The 17,485-nt window shown below is 33.3% G+C and carries 10 protein-coding genes; 9 read left to right on the top strand and 1 reads right to left on the bottom strand.

The window, feature by feature from the left end; all coding sequences use genetic code 11:
- The 3 genes from glpO to AC4BC5_RS01595 all read left to right on the top strand — a co-directional run bounded on the left by glpO (position 1) and on the right by AC4BC5_RS01595 (position 2,877).
- Complete coding sequence (gene glpO, locus AC4BC5_RS01605) at positions 1-1,827, top strand: type 1 glycerol-3-phosphate oxidase (RefSeq protein WP_490496441.1); 1,827 nt, start codon at positions 1-3, stop codon at positions 1,825-1,827.
- Positions 1,824-2,540: an MIP/aquaporin family protein gene (locus tag AC4BC5_RS01600; RefSeq protein WP_490496440.1), complete on the top strand. Its 717-nt coding sequence runs from the start codon at positions 1,824-1,826 to the stop codon at positions 2,538-2,540. The genes glpO and AC4BC5_RS01600 overlap by 4 nt, the downstream gene beginning before the upstream one ends.
- A gap of 109 nt (positions 2,541-2,649) precedes the next feature.
- Complete coding sequence (locus AC4BC5_RS01595; RefSeq protein WP_490496439.1) at positions 2,650-2,877, top strand: hypothetical protein; 228 nt, start codon at positions 2,650-2,652, stop codon at positions 2,875-2,877.
- Positions 2,878-2,964: 87 nt separating this feature from the next.
- Here AC4BC5_RS01595 and AC4BC5_RS01590 read toward each other — a convergent pair whose 3' ends face one another.
- On the bottom strand, positions 2,965-5,499 hold the full coding sequence (locus AC4BC5_RS01590; protein ID WP_490496438.1) for a hypothetical protein: 2,535 nt from the start codon (positions 5,497-5,499) through the stop codon (positions 2,965-2,967).
- Between the two features lie 165 nt (positions 5,500-5,664).
- Here AC4BC5_RS01590 and AC4BC5_RS01585 point away from each other — a divergent pair, with 165 nt between their 5' ends.
- From AC4BC5_RS01585 to mltG, 6 genes are all read left to right on the top strand, one after another.
- Entirely contained in the window at positions 5,665-8,703 is a 3,039-nt protein-coding gene (locus AC4BC5_RS01585) for a GH25 family lysozyme (RefSeq protein WP_490496437.1), read from the top strand.
- A gap of 380 nt (positions 8,704-9,083) precedes the next feature.
- Complete coding sequence (locus AC4BC5_RS01580) at positions 9,084-10,235, top strand: CDP-glycerol glycerophosphotransferase family protein (RefSeq protein ID WP_490496436.1); 1,152 nt, start codon at positions 9,084-9,086, stop codon at positions 10,233-10,235.
- Positions 10,225-10,965 (top strand): WecB/TagA/CpsF family glycosyltransferase, encoded by a 741-nt coding sequence (locus tag AC4BC5_RS01575; RefSeq protein WP_490496435.1) that lies wholly within the window; start codon positions 10,225-10,227, stop codon positions 10,963-10,965. The genes AC4BC5_RS01580 and AC4BC5_RS01575 overlap by 11 nt, the downstream gene beginning before the upstream one ends.
- A gap of 28 nt (positions 10,966-10,993) precedes the next feature.
- Positions 10,994-13,684 carry a CDP-glycerol glycerophosphotransferase family protein gene (locus AC4BC5_RS01570; protein ID WP_490496434.1) on the top strand — a complete coding sequence of 897 codons (2,691 nt, stop codon included), beginning with the start codon at positions 10,994-10,996 and terminating at the stop codon, positions 13,682-13,684.
- A gap of 67 nt (positions 13,685-13,751) precedes the next feature.
- Positions 13,752-16,052: a CDP-glycerol glycerophosphotransferase family protein gene (locus AC4BC5_RS01565; protein WP_490496433.1), complete on the top strand. Its 2,301-nt coding sequence runs from the start codon at positions 13,752-13,754 to the stop codon at positions 16,050-16,052.
- A 103-nt stretch (positions 16,053-16,155) separates the two neighbouring features.
- A complete protein-coding gene (gene mltG / locus AC4BC5_RS01560) occupies positions 16,156-17,388 on the top strand; it encodes an endolytic transglycosylase MltG (protein WP_490496432.1) in 1,233 nt (410 codons plus the stop codon).
- Positions 17,389-17,485 lie beyond the last annotated feature (97 nt).

The raw sequence follows: 17,485 nt of genomic DNA, 5'->3' as shown, positions 1-17,485 counted from the left end.
ATGACATTTTCATTTAAGACTAGACAAACGAATATCCAGGAGTTAAAAACAACAACTGTTGACTTGTTAATTATTGGTGGAGGTATTACTGGTGCAGGGGTAGCTGTTCAAGCTGCCGCTGCTGGTATGAAAACAGCTTTAGTGGAAATGCAAGATTTTGCTGAAGGAACTTCTTCTAGATCAACTAAGTTGGTTCATGGTGGTATTCGTTACTTAAAAACCTTTGACGTAGAAGTTGTAGCGGATACTGTTAAAGAACGTGCAAATGTACAAAAGATTGCGCCACATATTCCCAAACCTGACCCAATGTTATTACCAATTTACGATGAACCTGGTGCAACATTTAATTTATTTTCAGTAAAGATTGCAATGGACTTATATGATCAGTTAGCAAATGTTACGGGAACAAAATATGCCAACTATGTTTTGAGTAAAGAAGAAGTGTTAAAAAGAGAGCCGCAACTACAAGCAGAAAACTTACAAGGTGCCGGTGTTTATCTTGATTTTAGAAACAATGATGCACGTTTAGTTATTGAAAATATTAAACAAGCACAATCGGATGGCGGTTTAATGCTCAATAAAGTCAAAGTGATTGAAATTGTGCATGATGAAAGTGGTCAAGCGAACGGAGCCAAAGTAGAAGATTTATTAACAGGGGAAATATTTACGATAGCTGCTCGTGTTATTATCAATACCACAGGACCTTGGTCTGATAAAGTACGACAATTAGATAGTCAGAATGAGCTGCCTGCACAAATGAGACCAACTAAAGGTGTGCATTTAGTAGTTGATCGCAGTAAGTTAAATGTGCCACAACCAACTTACTTTGATACAGGTAAAAATGATGGACGGATGGTTTTTGTAGTTCCCCGCGAAGAAAAAACTTATTTTGGAACAACAGATACAGACTATCATGGAGATTTGAAACATCCTAAAGTTGAACAAAGTGATGTTGCTTATTTATTAGATATTGTTAATCATCGTTTTCCAGAGGCAAAATTAACTATTCACGACATTGAATCAAGCTGGGCTGGGTTACGTCCATTAATTTCAGGAAATGGTGGTTCAGATTACAATGGTGGGAATAATGGAGCTTTATCAGATAACAGTTTTGAAAATGTTGTAAGCGCTGTTAAAGAATATTTAGATAACCCGGAAACTCGTGATAAAGTAGAAAAAGCGATTAACGAAGTTGAAGTTTCACTTGATAATACTGTTAATCCTTCGCAAGTATCTCGTGGCAGTAGTCTAGAACGTTCAAGTGATGGCTTATTAACTTTAGCAGGTGGAAAAATTACAGATTATCGTTTGATGGCTGAAGGGGCTTTACAAAAAATTCAAGAAATACTGGTAGAGAATTTTCAACAAAGCTTTGTTTTAATTGATTCTATCAATTATCCTGTTTCTGGAGGTAAAATTGATCATCAAAACGTAGATGATGAATTAGCTGAACTTGCGAAATTAGCAGAAGATAAAGGTTTAAATGAAAAGGATGCACGTTATTTAGCTGATTTATATGGTTCGAATTTACCTCAAGTTTTAAGTTATAACGAAAAAATTACTGGCTTATCTGATCGAGATAGCTATTCGCTAAATTATGCGCTGGCAGAAGAAGCTGTGTTGACACCTGCTGATTATTTCATGCGTCGTACCAACTTTATTTTATTCATTCGTGATGAAGTAGATGCTATTAAAGAACCAGTTACTGCAAAAATGCAAACATTCTTTGGCTGGTCTAATGAAGAGACCGAAAAACAACGAGTTGAATTAGAAAAAGTAATTGCAGAATCTGATTTAAAACAATTAAAAGAGGAGTTAGGACGATGAATGATATGACACAAATTTTTAGTGAATTTTTGGGAACAGCAGTGTTGATTTTATTGGGGAGTGGTGTTTGTGCCGCGGTTAATTTAGCTAAAAGTAAAGCTGAAGCATCTGGATGGATTGTGATTGCTGCTGGTTGGGCTACGGCAGTAACGATTGGAGTGTATGCGTCTAGTTTCATGGGGCCGGCTCATTTAAATCCTGCTGTGACTATTGGTATGGCGATTGCTGGTCAGTTTTCTTGGGGATTAGTAGTTCCATTTGTCATTGCTCAGCTTTTAGGAGCAATCGTTGGAGCAACGCTTGTGTGGTTAGCATATTTACCGCATTGGGCAGAAACCAAAGATCAGGGAGCTATTTTAGGTACATTTGCAACTGGTCCAGCGATTCGCAACTTACCAGCAAATTTAATTACTGAAATTATCGGTACCTTTGTTTTGGTCTTTGCTTTATTAGCTTTTGGCGAAACTAATTTTGCTGATGGGACGAACCCAATGGTTGTTGGAATTTTAATTCTAGCAATTGGTTTGTCTTTAGGTGGGCCAACTGGTTATGCGATTAACCCAGCACGTGATTTAGGTCCTCGTTTAGCACATCAAATATTACCAATCAAAAATAAAGGGAATTCGGATTGGGGCTATAGTTTGGTTCCAATTGTTGGACCAATTGTTGGTGGAGCAATGGCAGCCGGTCTTTTCAACATCTTACCAATTTAAAAAAAATCATCTTTATTGAACCGAAACACTTGTATGTTTTTTAAATACGTGTTATGAATAGAGTGTGAAATCAATTGTTATTTGCTTTATTCAAAAGGGGGACAATATTATGATTCAAGTGAAAGAAATTGTTATAGGAAAACGTTATGAAGTGCAACCAAAGAATTTTCACCGTGGTGTTATTGGCACAGTAAATCGTGTAGAGAATGATTCCATTCTTCTTAAAGTTGAAAATTATGATATTTGTGATCGAGGTAAAGTAAATGAAGAACGATTATTAGAGGTAGATACAAATGATATCAAGTATTTAATTGATGATAGTTGTTTCTTTAGTTAAATAAGGCAATCTTTAGGAAGTAATAACCTAAAGATTGTTTTTTTTTGAAAAAAACAGGGACTGTCTAATACATGTCCCTGTTTAAAGTTAATCCATTGGTATTAATAATATTTTAGAAAAGGGTGTTCCTGAAAAAATATGAGTAATTTTATTACCACCAGCAGCTAATGTTGAGTGCCAAAAGCGATTTTGAGAAGGTGTGTTTCCCCAGAAAAAACCAATATGACAATCATAATTTGGTTTGCTAAAATCAGCTTCGAAATAAATCAGATCCCCTTTTTTGGCTTTACCACTCTTTAATAAAGCATCGATGGAGTAGAAAGTATAGTAATCGGTGTTGGCAGTTAGAGCATCTCGCCAGTTATAGGCATTAGCTACGCCACCAATCCCACTGGTAGCACTGGCAACTTTATTGATATTCGCACCACTATTTCGTAAAGCTGTAGCAATAAAACCTGTGCAGTTAAAACCTGGACCATATTGATTAGGATTTCCGATTGGACTCATAACACTAGCAGGAATAGCTAAGGAACCTCTAAATGGCGTATTAAGATACATTGAACCATTATTATTTAGTTCATTTAAAATGTTACTACGATTGATTCCTAGATACGCTCCAGCCCCTTTGATTAAGCTTGTACCAGATTCATTGATGTAGCCGATCCATTTGCCATTGTTATCATACAAGCTTAAATAACGTGTGCCATTAAAGTGATCGTAATAACCTTTGGCGAGGACAGTCTTACTTCGGTATTTAGAAGAATGTGTTCGTTTTTGCCAATTAAAGTTTTGCCAAATGTCGTAGTTGGGTGATTGAATAGTCACGTACTTATTATAGGCATGGTAGTTGCCACCCCCGCCATTGTCGGATAGCTTGGTGCCAGATTCATTGATATAGCCCACCCATTTACCTGTTCGGTCATACAAAGTCAAATAGCGTGTGCCATTAAAATGGTCGTAATAACCACGGGCTTGTAAAACTTGTCCTCGGTATTTAGAAGAATGTGTCCGTTTCTGCCAATTAAAGTTTTGCCAAATGTCGTAGTTGGGTGATTGAATAGTCACGTATTTATTATAGGCATGGTAGTTGCCACCCCCGCCATTGTTGGATAGCTTGGTGCCAGATTCATTGATATAACCCACCCATTTACCTGTTCGGTCATACAAAGTCAAATAGCGTGTGCCATTAAAATGGTCGTAATAACCACGGGCTTGTAAAACTTGTCCTTGGTATTTAGAAGAATGTGTCCGTTTCTGCCAATTAAAGTTTTGCCAAATATCATAGTTGGGTGATTGAATAGTCACGTATTTATTATAGGCATGGTAGTTGCCACCCCCGCCATTGTCGGATAGCTTGGTGCCAGATTCATTGATATAACCCACCCATTTACCTGTTCGGTCATACAAACTTAAATATCTAGAGCCATTAAAATGGTTGTAATAACCGCGTGCTTGTAAAACTTGTCCTTGGTATTTAGAAGAATGTGTCCGTTTCTGCCAATTAAAGTTTTGCCAAATGTCGTAATTGGGTGATTGAATGGTCACGTATTTATTGTAGGCTTGATATTCGCCTTGTGGAACCTCTACATTTTTTGTATAAGACGTATCAATATATCCTATCGTTTTTTGTTCCTTGTTTTCAAGAGAAATGTATTGTCTTCCATCAAAATGATAGTATAGTTTTTTTGCTTGAAGTGTAACGTTTAACAGATCATTGGATGAAAGAGACTGTTGAAAGTCTATATCCTGGTAAAATATTTTATCAGGGACATTTACAGAAACGTAATGATTAATAGTTTTAGGAACGCCTAAAGGAGAATCTATTAACGTCTGATTAGCGTCTTCCAAATAACCAACCTTATTATTTTGATTGTCAAAAAGTACAAGGTACGACTTCTCATTCCAAGAAGTACTGCGTTCTTTAACAAAAAAAGTTTTATTGAGTAATTTGTTGGTGTCTATTTTTGTTGTTAAATTAATGTCCTGGTAAATGACGCTATTATTTGAAGTTAATGTGAAGTATTTTTTTACAGGTTGTGGTGCATCAATAAGTGCTATTGCTTTTTCTGAGATATATGCTGTATTTTCTCCATTCGTATCACTTAATTTATAATAGGCTGTTTGATCATTAAATAAAATTTTTTCAGTTATTTGATAAACCATGCTGCCAATTAGTTGTTCTTGATAAGTTTTTAGTTGTACATTTGTTTTTTCTTTAGAAGCGATGAGGTTCTCTAAACTTTCCCAATACTCAATAGAAGTATTTTTTAGAACACCTTGTTTATTAATAGTTTCGATAGTGTATGTTGGTGCAAGTGATTGAGAATCGCTTGATTGTGCTTCGGCTGTTGACGAATTTTCGACGGTTGATTTAGTAGTTGAATTTTCAGTCGTTGTAGAATTAGTCGAGGCGGACGTATTATCTATGCTAGATACTTCTTCAACTGACTCAATAGTTTCTGAGATAGGTGACGAACTGTCTTCAGACTCAGTAGTTTCTGTTGTCATGACGGCGTTTTCAGCAGACGAGGTATCATTGGCTAAGACAGGTGTGGATGTATTGATAGAAAAGAGTATGGCTATTAAACTAATACTAGAAATCAAAAAATAATTCTTTTTCATTATTTTCTCCCCCTAAAAATATTCTCACTTCTAATATACCATATTTATGTAATATAGCACCTTTTTTATAGAGGGAATTAAATTGAGATAATTATTTATTTTAAATAAATAATATGGTAATTTTATTGATAGTATATCTTTTGATTTTATAGGAAGAAACAAATTATGGGGAGTTTAGTAGCTAATATGGAAAAAATAAAAAAAATAACAGTTAGTAGTGCTTGCTTTATTTTAATGTTGCAACCGTTATTAAATGTGTATGCGACAGAATCGACAAGTGAAACAACTATGTCAACAGAAGTGAGAAAATCATTTGAAGTAGATGAAACTGAAGAAATAAATGACGAGGTTATTTCGAATAGTACGACTACGGATCACAAGCTTGAAACGGGGGAGTCAGAAGAGGAGTCAGGAATAGAATCTACTGATTCTGCATCATTGGAAAGTTTAAATGAACACGATACAAGCTTGGATGATTCTCAGTCAATAGAAGAATCAATACCTATTGAATCAACGACAGAAATTACAACGCTTGAGCCAAATAGTAACGAAGAGTATATTTTTCCAAGCGGACGTTCTGATTTAAACAATATGCAAGCCTTTAGCGCACGGGCAGCAATTCCAAAAGTTAGTATTACTGATACAAATCTACCTAAAAAAAGTTTTATTGATGTTTCTTCACATAATGGCAATATAAGTGTAGAAAATTTTAAGATTATCAGGTCTTATGGTGTAGATGGAATTGTTGTAAAGTTAACAGAAGCAACAAGTTATCAAAATCCATATGCTAAAGATCAAATAAAAAATGCTTTAGCAGCAGGAATGAAAGTTTCTGCTTATCATTACAGCTGGTTTAAAACGAAAGAACAAGCAAAAAAAGAAGCAGATTATTTTGCGGCCCGAGCTAATTCTTTAGGATTACCAAAGGATACCTTGATGGTTAATGATATTGAAGAGCCTAAAATCGCAGAAGGTAATAATCATACGCAAAATTCATTAGCATTTGAACAACGATTGAATGAATTAGGTTTTATGAATGTGAACCATTATGTAGGAATGCATTGGATTACTAGTGGGAAAATTAATCCTAACACATTAGGCAATAAAAAGTTATGGGTTGCTGCATACCCATATGTACTCAGTACAACACAAAAATATACAGAATATGGGGCATGGCAGTGGTCTTCACAGATGACATTCCCGAATGTTCCAGGAGTCTTTGATATCTCTTCTGATTATAATCAGAACTTTATTAATCAATTAGTTGTTGAAGATGAACAAATAATTGATTCACAGAACTTCAATTATGCAATCATTAAGAAAAATGTTCCTCTTTGGCAATTTGACAATCAGGAAGTTATTTCTATAGGGAATACGAAAAATTTGCTAAACCAAACGCTAAAAATCAATTTGCAACGCAGCGATTCTAATCAAAACCTTTATTATTTATTAGAAACGAATAAAGGGAAGTTACTAGGTTATGTTAAAGCAAATGATGTAGAAGGAACGAATAATGCCTATGGAGAATATAAAAAATATAATAAATACGTGACCATTCAATCACCCAATTACGACATTTGGCAAAACTTTAATTGGCAGAAACGGACACATTCTTCTAAATACCAAGGACAAGTTTTACAAGCTCGCGGTTATTACGACCATTTTAATGGCACACGCTATTTGACTTTGTATGACCGAACAGGTAAATGGGTGGGTTATATCAATGAATCTGGCACCAAGCTATCCGACAATGGCGGGGGTGGCAACTACCATGCCTACAATAAATACGTGACCATTCAATCACCTAATTACGACATTTGGCAAAACTTTAATTGGCAGAAACGGACACATTCTTCTAAATACCAAGGACAAGTTTTACAAGCCCGTGGTTATTACGACCATTTTAATGGCACACGCTATTTGACTTTGTATGACCGAACAGGTAAATGGGTGGGTTATATCAATGAATCTGGCACCAAGCTATCCAACAATGGCGGGGGTGGCAACTACCATGCCTATAATAAATACGTGACTATTCAATCACCCAACTACGACATTTGGCAAAACTTTAATTGGCAGAAACGGACACATTCTTCTAAATACCGAGGACAAGTTTTACGAGCCCGTGGTTATTACGACCATTTCAACGGCACACGCTATTTGACTTTGTATGACCGAACAGGTAAATGGGTGGGTTATATCAATGAATCTGGCACCAAGCTATCCGACAATGGCGGGGGTGGCAACTACCATGCCTATAATAAGTACGTGACTATTCAATCACCCAACTACGACATTTGGCAAAACTTTAATTGGCAAAAACGAACACATTCTTCTAAATACCGAGGTAAGACTGTCCTCGCCAAAGGTTATTACGATCACTTTAATGGCACACGTTATTTAAGCTTGTATGAACACAATGGCAAATGGATCGGCTACATCAATGAATCTGGTACAAAGCTAGCGCCTGAAATCAAAGAAAAAATGGCAGAAGTTCAACGATTATTAGACCAACAATATTATTCAGCCAATTATGGCATTTATGTAATGAGTCTAGTAGATGAATCTGTTGCTCAGAAGCATGGAACTAAGATTTTTCATGCTGCAAGTACTGGGAAGTTACCAGCTTTATACTATACACAAAAAATGATTAGCGACAAGAAATTAAATGGAGAAACATTGCATCTTTACACAGATGCCATTAATACCATGCCAAATTCTTACATGCGTGGTGGAGCAGGAATTTTACAAGGGCAACCATTTGGTAATAAATATTCACTAAATACAATTATGAATTGGACTGCTAAATATTCTGATAATCAAGGAGCTAATTTTTTAGGATACTATGGTGCAAATAAATACGATAAAAAGATGAAACAAGAAATTAGCTACATTATGAAACGTAATTGGACAAGTCCTTTTTATGTTAGTGCACAAGATAATGCATTTATGATGAAGGCAATCTATCATCAAGGCGGAAAATTAATTACAGATTTATCAAATACTGTATATGATCAACAACGAATCCCTAAATATTTATCTGTTAAAGTTGCTCATAAAATAGGTGATTTAAATTCATTAGCACATGATGCAGCAATTGTTTATGCAGAACAACCCTATGTTTTAGTTGTAATGACAGAAAATGGAGTGGGATATGAAGTCATTTCCCAGTTATCTAAACAGATATATGATAGATTAAAATAATTGCTAGAACCATAAGCTTGTTTTTTAGCTGAAGTTTTCATCCAGAATTGTCTATAATGTTATTCATGGAAGTGTCTTAGTTTCCAACACAATAAATTTTTTTATTTCATAATTTATTGTTATTTTATGTGGATGCGTTTTGGTAGAGTGACGTGTCTAAAGCTGATTCAGTCAAAAAAGATATTTAATGAGAAAAATATTTTTTAACTAACACTTGTAAAATGAAAAAATAAAAACCATATTTCAATAGATAGAAATGATAGCGTAGAATTGTAAAATCAATTTAGGCTATCATTTTTTTGTATAAATAATATTTTCTTTTTGATTAACTTTCAGTTAAAATAAACAATAATTACATAGAATAGAATGGGAGATAGTTGATGAGAGCAATCACTTCATTAAGTAAAGAGATATATGTAAGACTTGTAAAAAAAAGTTCTGCTAAAACGAAAATAACACATCAAAAAATTGTGTATCTATTAAGTTTCCCGTCTACAAGCAGATATGTTTTGAAAAGGCTATATGAAAAATTTGGTAATAGATTGATTATTTGTTACACAAAAGAAGGTTTGGAATTAGCTCAGAAATACAAAAACAAGGGATGCACGATTTTGGGTATCGATCATTTTCCGACGTTGTTGAAAAAAATAGTTCCTATAGTTGTAGGAAGTAAAGTTATTTTATGTGACAATTATTATGCTTTTTTAGCAGGAGTGACACTACCTAAAGAAACTGTTGTAGTTCAATTGTGGCATGCAAATGGTGCAATAAAATCGTTTGGCTTAAATGCTAATTATGTCAAAACGGTTTCTGTAAACGATAAAAGACGTTATAAAGATGTGTATAAAAAATTTACCCATTATGTTGTTAGTTCAGAAAAAATGGCGGATATTTTTGCTAGTAATTACCAACAGGCTATCGTAAGTTTACCATTCGGTTATTTACCCACTGATTATTATTTTGATAAACAGTGGCTATCTATTTCTAAAAAAAAGTTTAATAAGCACTTTCTAACCAAAAAAAAGATAGCTTTATATGTTCCTACATATAGAGAAAAGTATGCCAAAATACCCTTAGATTTTTCAAAGATAAAAAATACCCTTGGGTCAGAGTGGTTACTGTTTGTCAAAGCTCATCCACACGATCAACAATTAGAAGATGAATTAAGACAAGAGGAAGCAATAGTAACAGATTTTAAAGGAATGAGTTTACAGGAATTGTTGCCATCAGTGGACTGTCTGATTACGGATTATTCTTCTGTGCCTTTTGAATATTCCTTAGCTAATCCTAATGGAAAAATTATTTTTTTCTGTTATGATTTATTAGAATATCAAAATTCAGTTGGGGTGGAGACAGATTTTGCTTCATGGGCACCTGGTAAAATTGTAAAAACTGAACAAGAGTTATTACAAGAAATTCAAAACCCAAAATATCAAGAATTGGAAGCTTTCAATCAATTATGGAATGAATATGTGGATGGAAAAGCAGCAAACCAACTAGTAGAATGGGTGGATAACAGATATGAAAACTGAAAGAATAATGGGAATTCCTGTCGATAGGATAACTTATACAGAAATCTTAGAAGATGTGCCCCAATACTTTAAATCGGGTGAGAAAATGACTGTTATTAGTGTCAATCCTCAAATAGTTGTAGAAGGACAAAACTACCCAGAAATCATCAAATTTATAGAGAACAGTACCCATCGTATTCCTGATGGAATCGGAATCGTCATGGTTTCAAAAATACTTGGTGGTAAAATTCAGGAGCGTGTTGCTGGATTTGACTTAATGATCAAATTTTTAGAGTATGCTAACGAACATCATCAACGAGTTTTTTTTTATGGAGCAAAATCGGATGTATTGAACGATGCCATAAAAAATATTCAAAAGAAATATCCTAATTTGATAGTTGCTGGTAAGTTAAATGGCTATACGAAATTGGATGAGAAGCAAATAATTGAGAAAATAAACGCTGTACAACCCGACTTTTTATTTGTGGCTTTAGGTTTTCCTAGACAAGAGCAATGGTTAAGTAAAAATGTTGAAAGATTGCAAGTACACGTTTTTCAAGATGTTGGTGGGAGTTTTGATGTACTGAGTGGGCATGTTAAAAGAGCACCCAAAATTTTTATTGACTATCATTTAGAATGGTTGTATCGTTCATTGAGTAATCCAAAAAGAATTGGACGAATTTTCCAGCTACCTCTTTTTGTTGTGAAAAGCTTGTGGTGGCACCGTAAAGAAAAAATAAACAAGAAATAATTTTAGGCATATTCAAGGAGTGAAACCTGTGGCAAAAATAATTACACCTAGAGTGAAAAAAGTTTTGAAAAGAAAATTAAATAGGAGATATGAATTCCAATACTTGAGATTTTCAAAGAAACCAATCGAAAAAAATACTATTTTGATTGAATCAACGCATGGTAGGGACTTTAGTGGGCATGTTTTTTACATGACAAAAGAGTTGGAAAATAGATTTCCAGAAATGAAAATCGTTATTGGAGTAAAATCTGATAAAAAGGAAAACTTAGAGAAGCTATTCAAAAAAAATCATCTTCATTCTGTAAAAATTGTAGATTATTTATCTAAAGAATATATTTATTCTCTAGCAACATCAGAATATTTGATAAATGATACAACATTTTGGGATTTTTTCAATAAACGACCGGAGCAAATATATATAAATATTTGGCATGGAACTCCTTTAAAATGTTTAGGGAAAGACATGGCATTGGATGGATTTGGAAATGTACAAAAGAATTTTTTGAGTTCAGATTTATTTATATTAAGCAATGATTACACAAAAGAAAAGATGGTTAAAGGGTACAATTTAGAAAATATAAGTAGTACAAAAATTATTGTTGGTCCATCTCCTAGAAATAGTGTGTTATTCGATGATGGAAAACGTGAAGACATCAGAAGTAGTTTAAATATTTCTGATAAAAAAGTATATTTGTATATGCCTACATATCGAGATACAGGAACTTCAACAACAATCATAGAAGAAACATTAGCATATCTTGATGATAAATTGTCAAAAGATGCGCTTTTATTTGTAAAATTACATCCATTTGATGCAGAAAAATTAACAATGGATTTATCTGAATTCAAAAATATCGTGAAATATCCAGATGAAGTTGAAACGTACGAATTTTTAACAGCTATTGATACGCTCATAACAGATTATAGCTCGATTATGTATGATTTTTCTTGTACAGATAGGCAAACTATTCTTTATACCTACGATAAAGAAGATTATTATAAATCACGTGGATTATATGAGAATGTAGATGACTATCCTTTTGCACAGGTAGCAACTAAAGAAGCGTTATATCAAGAAATGGTTCGTCCTACGGTACCGAATTTTACAGATTTAGCTAAATTCAAAGAAAAGTTTGTAGCCTCAGATAATATTGATGGAACCAAACAATTATTAGATTATATTTTCAAAGATGTAAAAATTGAAAATATTACTGAATATGAGTTGAGAAACGAAAAAGAAAATGTTGTTTTTTTTGCGGGCGGTTTATGGGATAACGGAATTAGTCGTGCTTTCTTTAATACATTAAATTCTATTGATTTATCAGAAAAAAATTATATATTATATGTTAAAGATAGAGCAGTAAAAAAAGAACATAAATACAAATTACAAGAATTAGAGATTCCTTATGTGTTGAGTGCAGGTATAGCTCAGTATAACTTTATTGAAGGTATTCTTACTTATTTATACCTTAATAAAGAATGGTTTGGACGTAAGATTGGGAAAAATTTAATTGAAAAAACTATTTTTAAAATGTATCGACGTGATTTCCGCCGCATGTTTAATGGTTTAGAAATTAATCAATTTATTCATTATACAGGTTTTGAGAGATCCTTGGCAGCAATGCTGAGCGCTCTATCTGGGTCTAAAATGAAAACATCAATTTTTTATCATACGGACATGTTTGAAGAATATGAAGCTAAACATAATATTAGTATGAAAGCATTAAAACGAACATATGAATTAGCAGATCAATTGATTATTGTAAATAAAGAATTAAAATCTCGTTTATTAGAAAATTATCCACATTTAAACAATATCATTGTATTAGATAATTTTTTAGGCTATCAAGAAATTCGAGAGCAAAGTAAAGAAAGCATTTTTACTTCTTTTTTAAATGTTCCCTTACAATATGGATATGCAGAAAACCTTATGAACAATGTTACAGGTGAATTCAATGAATTGACAAAAACTAACATCAAAGTTGCTAATAAATTCTTACCTACTATTAGAAAACATAAATTAAGCACCCAAGGACTTTTCCCTTATGTGGAAGAAAATTTTGCTGAATTAAATAAAGCAATAAACAAACCTTTTGAAGAATTTATCAATGAATCTTTAGAGGTGAAAATTAGTTATAATGAACTAGGTTATCTTTATGGGGTTAGTAAATTGCGTCTAATGGATGACTTATTAAATCCAAATATTAAAGTCTTTATTAATATTGGAAGATTTGATATTCAAAAAGGCCATGATCGTTTAATTGATGCTTTTGTGGAAATTAATAAAGAATATCCGAATACTCGCTTAGTAATTGTAGCACCACATGGGTCATTGAAAAAGCAAACTATTCAAAAAGTGCGAAATTCAGGAATAAAAGAATGTATTACTATATTAGGTGGTATGGATAATCCATATTCATTACTAAGATTATCGGATGCGTTTGTATTTACTAGCCTATATGAAGGATTAGGCTTAGTGGTATTTGAAGCTTTAGCAGTAGGAACTGATGTAATCACAGTAGATATTCCTGCTACAACAGAAGGGATTATAAGAGGAAGTTCTATCGACAATCCTGCAGCAATTATTGTGGAGAATTCACTAGAGGGCATCATTGAAGGTTGGAAAAATTATCTTTCTGATACACCTTCACTTCCTCCATATGATTTTGATACACAAGAAGTAGAATCCCTAAATGTATGGCATAAAATAGTAAACTAGAAATAAATAACAAAAAAAGAGTAGAATCTTAGATAGATTATACTCTTTTTTTCAAGGAGAATGGCCAATGATCAATAAACTGAAAAAAAACCTTATGTCTCCAAAGGAATTACGGTATTTACATAATCGTAGACTACCTATTTTAAAGAAAACTATTTTGTTGGAGAGTACACATGGTCGTGAAATATCGGGACATATCTATGCGCTAGCAAAACAATTAATGCTTGACTACCCAGAATATGAACTTTATCTAGTTATCAGAAAAGATAGAGCATTACCAAAATGTTTTGTAGATAACACTGTAGAACACATGAGTGCCGACTATTTACGTTTACTTGCCACTTGTGAATACTTGATAAATGATACCTCTTTTTGGGAATTTTTTCATAAGAGAGCTGAACAAAAATATTTTATTTTTTGGCATGGAACACCATTAAAATATTTAGGTAAATCTACACAAGTACAAGGTTACGGAAATATTCAAAGAAATTTAGCGTCTGCCGATAAAATTTTTGTGAGCAATGAGTTTACGAAAGAAAAATTAATCACAGATTTTGGTATTAAAGATATTGTTCATAATCAAATCATTGTTGCTCCTTCACCGCGGAATAGCTCATTATTTGAAAATCGGGTCGTTCAAGGACGTTATCTCTATATGCCAACTTGGCGAGGAAAAGATGTATCTAAAGCTAATATCTCACAGCAAATGTTACGGGAACTTGAAAAGTTAGATCAATTATTATCTGGAGATAAAGAAGTATATGTTAAGCTGCATCCTTATGAAGCTTCTTTATTAAATTTCTCAGAGCAAAATTATCGCCATCTTAAAATTTATCCTGAAAAAGAAGAGTTGTATCAATTTTTACAAACAGTTGAGAAGTTGATTACCGATTATTCTTCAATTATGTTTGATTTTGCAGTAACTAATCGTCCAATTGTGCTATGGACATTTGATGAAAAAGAATATATACAAGAACGAGGAATGTATCTTTCTTTAGAAGAGTTGCCGTTTACAAAAGTAAAATCTTCCGAAGAGTTAGCTTGTGTACTTGAAAATCCATCTAGAATAGATTACACAACGATTCATCAAAAATATACGTATTTAGACGAAAAAGAAGGCACAAAAATTATTTTAGATTATCTATTACAAAGTAAATTACATCCATCTATTTATGAGTGTTTAAATTGGAATGGCAAAGACAATATATTGATTTATGCTTATCAATTAAACGATAATGGAATAACTTCTTCGTTATTAAATGTTCTAAACAAAGTCGATTTATCGTTACGTAACTATATTTTAATTTGGCAAGAAGGAATGATTCCGTCTACTTTAGAATATAAAATCCGTGATTTGCCAGAAGGCGTGTATACCTTTATTCAAACTGGAAAAACGCAATGTACATTGACTGAAATGTTACATACAACGCTGTATATGCAACAACTTCCAGCAAGTAAAAAAATAGTTGCTCACATGTATAGACGGGATTTTGAAAGGGGATTTCCTAATCTACAGGTAGCTCATTTTGTCCACTATCCTGGCTATGATCGTTCGTATGCTGTATGGGTATGGGCACTGAAAAAAATAGGTGTTAAAACCAATATTTTTGTTCATACAGATATGGAAAAAGAATTTAAAGTTAATCCAAACTTAAAGTCAAAAATTATTTTTGAAGCGTATAAACAGGCCGACCATGTTGTGTGTGTCTCTCGACCTATTGAGCAAAAGGTTTTATCGTTCGTTCCAACTGCTCGTACAATGGTAATGGAAGTATTAATTAATCCAGAGTATATACAAGAACTAGCACAGAGACCATTAGGTTCAAATATACCAAAAGCGTTATTACAAGATCTTGATGATTCAAAAATAACAGTTTTTATTAGCGTAGGTCGCTTTTCTAAGCAGAAAGGTTATGATCGTTTAATTTCAGCTTTTGAACAACTAAATAATCGTCATGCCCGTTTAGTATTAATCTGTTCATATGGTCCAGAAAAACAAGTGATAGATGAGCAAGTTAAGAATAGTCCTTTAAAGGAGCAAATATATCTTTTTGAGAACATGGTTCAACCGTATAATTTGGTGAAAAAAGCAGATGCATTTGTTTTTAGTAGCAGATATGAAGGATTAGGGATGGTTGTTTTTGAGTCTTTAGCTGTAGAAACGCCTGTTATTATGACTAACATTCCAGAAACTCTAGATGTTTTAGGCGATCAAGAAAAAGTTATCGTGGTAGAAAATTCGACGGAAGGTTTATTAAAAGGGATGCAGACATATCTTACAGAAGGTAGCCAGACAGTAGAATTTAATTTTGCACAGCAAGAGATGAAATCAGTTGAGGTATGGGAAAGTTTATTTAGAAACAATTAAAAAGTTACACTATAATGTAAATCATTTTTCAAAATCGTTCCCCTTATCTTCACTTTCGTGTATAATGATACAAGTTAGAAACAGAAAGTGAGGAGGCGTTGTTTTGAAACGAGAACAACACTCGAATAAATCAAAATCTCTTGGAAAAAATGATAAAACCAATAGTACAGAAGAATCATTTTATTCTTCAAATCCGGATGGAAAGAAGGTAGCTGGAGTGGATCAAAAAGCAGATAATTCAAGAAAATCTCAACATCGAAAAGAAGACAAGATAGTTACGCGGATTGTAGCAATTGTCGTACTAGCACTAGTAATTGTTGGTGGGGTGTTTGGTTTTTCTACTTATCGATATGTAGCATCTAGTATCAAACCTTTAGATCCGGATAATTCGAAAAAAATTGTTGTAGATATCCCGAGTGGATCATCTAACAAAATGATTGGTCAGATTTTAGAAGACGAAAAGGTTATTAAAAGTGGCATGGTGTTTAACTACTATACAAAGTTTAATAATTTAACTGGTTTCCAAGCTGGTAAATATCAAGTGGCACCCAATATGACATTAGATGAAATCGGCGAACTATTACAAGGTGGCGGATTAGCAGCTGATCAAGCAGATGCACGTCTAACAATCCCAGAGGGTTATGATATTGATCAGATTGGTGATACAATTGAGAAAAATACTGGATTGAAGAAAAAAGATTTCATTGCTTTAATGAAAGATGAAAAATTCTTTGATGAATTACTTGAACAATTTCCAGATTTATTAACAGATGCTAGCAAGGCTGAAGGTGTTCGTTATCGTTTAGAAGGCTATCTTTTCCCTGCAACGTATGATTATTATAAAGGGACTTCTCTTGAAACGTTAGTTACAGAAATGGTTTCAGCGACTAATAATGTGCTAGCTGGCTATTACGAACAAATTGAAGAAGCTGACTTGAACGTACATGAAGTATTGACAATTGCTTCGTTAGTTGAAAAAGAAGGCGTAACAGAAGAAGATCGTAAGAAGATTGCCCAAGTATTCTTCAATCGACTAGCAGTTGATATGCCATTGCAATCAGATATTTCAATTTTATATGCGTTAGGTGTTCATAAAGAAATGGTTCTTTATGAAGACTTAGAAGTCGATTCACCATATAATTTATATAAGAATACTGGTTACGGACCTGGTCCATTTGATAATCCAAGTGAACAAGCGATTAAAGCTGTCTTAGAACCGACACCAAATAATAATTACTATTTTGTGGCTGATTTAGAGACAGGGAAAGTTTATTATGCTGAAACTTTAGAGGAACATAATAAATTAGTTGATGAATATGTGAATAAAACAAATTAAAAATATTTTCTTGCAGAAAGTGGTTTACAATTATTGAAAAGCGTGGTAATCTTTTGTGGATTCTATACAAAAGATTACCATTTTATTACACCTAGGT

The organism is Enterococcus sp. AMC2644, assembly GCF_058216475.1.
The sequence above is the reverse complement of the archived record's forward strand: the minus strand, read 5'-3'. Positions and strand labels throughout refer to the sequence as shown.

What these genes read in the sequence shown, in the direction of transcription:
- AC4BC5_RS01575 (WP_490496435.1), top strand. Translation starts at nt 10,225, where the DNA reads ATGAAAACTGAAAGAATAATGGGAATTCCTGTCGATAGGATAACTTAT.
- AC4BC5_RS01585 (WP_490496437.1), top strand. Translation starts at nt 5,665, where the DNA reads ATGGGGAGTTTAGTAGCTAATATGGAAAAAATAAAAAAAATAACAGTT.
- AC4BC5_RS01580 (WP_490496436.1), top strand. Translation starts at nt 9,084, where the DNA reads ATGAGAGCAATCACTTCATTAAGTAAAGAGATATATGTAAGACTTGTA.
- AC4BC5_RS01600 (WP_490496440.1), top strand. Translation starts at nt 1,824, where the DNA reads ATGAATGATATGACACAAATTTTTAGTGAATTTTTGGGAACAGCAGTG.
- glpO (WP_490496441.1), top strand. Translation starts at nt 1, where the DNA reads ATGACATTTTCATTTAAGACTAGACAAACGAATATCCAGGAGTTAAAA.
- AC4BC5_RS01565 (WP_490496433.1), top strand. Translation starts at nt 13,752, where the DNA reads ATGATCAATAAACTGAAAAAAAACCTTATGTCTCCAAAGGAATTACGG.
- AC4BC5_RS01590 (WP_490496438.1), bottom strand. Translation starts at nt 5,499, where the DNA reads ATGAAAAAGAATTATTTTTTGATTTCTAGTATTAGTTTAATAGCCATA.
- AC4BC5_RS01595 (WP_490496439.1), top strand. Translation starts at nt 2,650, where the DNA reads ATGATTCAAGTGAAAGAAATTGTTATAGGAAAACGTTATGAAGTGCAA.